Raw genomic sequence first — 1,164 nt, 5'->3', positions numbered from 1 at the left:
CATGGAGCGCTAACGCGTCTGCGGCCGGTCCTTATGACGGCGCTAGTTGCGTCCTTGGGATTTGTGCCAATGGCGATTGCCACTGGCACCGGCGCCGAGGTACAACGCCCGCTGGCGACGGTGGTTATCGGCGGCATCCTGTCGTCCACGGCGCTAACGTTGTTGGTACTGCCTCTTCTATATCGACTGGCGCATCGTAAGGATCCAGATGGCCCCCTGCGTGAGACGCGCGTGGTCACCCCCGTCTAAAACCCGCGTGAAGCTGTGTATCCGGCGGTGTGAACAGCACACCGCCTCTTGAGGGGCGAGTCAGCGGTATGTGCCGGCACTCATGTTTGGCTCGCCCATGCACTTCGTGNGGCCCCCTGCGTGAGACGCGCGTGGTCACCCCCGTCTAAAACCCGCGTGAAGCTGTGTATCCGGCGGTGTGAACAGCACACCGCCTCTTGAGGGGCGAGTCAGCGGTATGTGCCGGCACTCATGTTTGGCTCGCCCATGCACTTCGTGCGGCCCATCAGGGAGAGGTCGATTATGCGTTTGACACCAAGTGGGATTGAAGTGGTTTTGCCGCATCTTGTGCTGGGAACGAATGTCCTGTCACTGGCGTGGACCGCTTACGGCGCCATATTTTGGGAGAGCTTTTCGCTCGCTGCGAGTGCCCTGTACCAAATTGCCGTCATCATGCTTTATAGCAATAAATGCGAGCGCGCAGTTGGCAAAGAAGAGGAGGCAGGTCGGGACGAAAATATGCGATTCGCCGTTGTCGTCGTTCTGCTAATTCCAAGTCCGTTTATCGCAGGAGGGGCCATACATGCTCTTAACCATGCCTCTAACCTCTTGCCAAGCGATTTGATGCCGCTTGCAATGTGCGCGTTCACGGCCGGCGCATTGCGTGCGCTATACAGTTGTTTATTGTGCGAACAGCACGGTGCGATGTTCGTGATCAAGGCAGCGGTCGCTTTGTTACCCTTTATCGCCCCACTGGTGGCGGTAGGTTTGATTGCAGCAGGGTTCGACAACGTAGATGCCGTAACTGGCATTGCACTGGTGCTGATCCTGCTCTTGGCCGTGCTTGCGCCGCAAGTGGTTCACATCAGGCGGCTTTTCTACTGAGGTAAGGATTGGCCTGTACGCAAATAATTGCGCGCCGCTGCGCGATGCGAT

Annotated in this window: 2 protein-coding genes; both read left to right on the top strand. The window is 57.9% G+C overall.

The window, feature by feature from the left end:
• The coding region (locus QPK27_RS25175) for an efflux RND transporter permease subunit (protein ID WP_290420882.1) at positions 1-249 on the top strand (249 nt) is incomplete at its 5' end.
• 282 nt (positions 250-531) lie between these two features.
• Positions 532-1,113: a hypothetical protein gene (locus tag QPK27_RS25170; protein WP_157225733.1), complete on the top strand. Its 582-nt coding sequence runs from the start codon at positions 532-534 to the stop codon at positions 1,111-1,113.
• Positions 1,114-1,164 lie beyond the last annotated feature (51 nt).

Origin of the sequence: Massilia sp. YIM B02443, assembly GCF_030411955.1 — a bacterium.
Taxonomy (GTDB): Bacteria; Pseudomonadota; Gammaproteobacteria; order Burkholderiales; family Burkholderiaceae_D; genus Telluria.
This window is presented reverse-complemented; position numbering and strand designations above follow the sequence as displayed.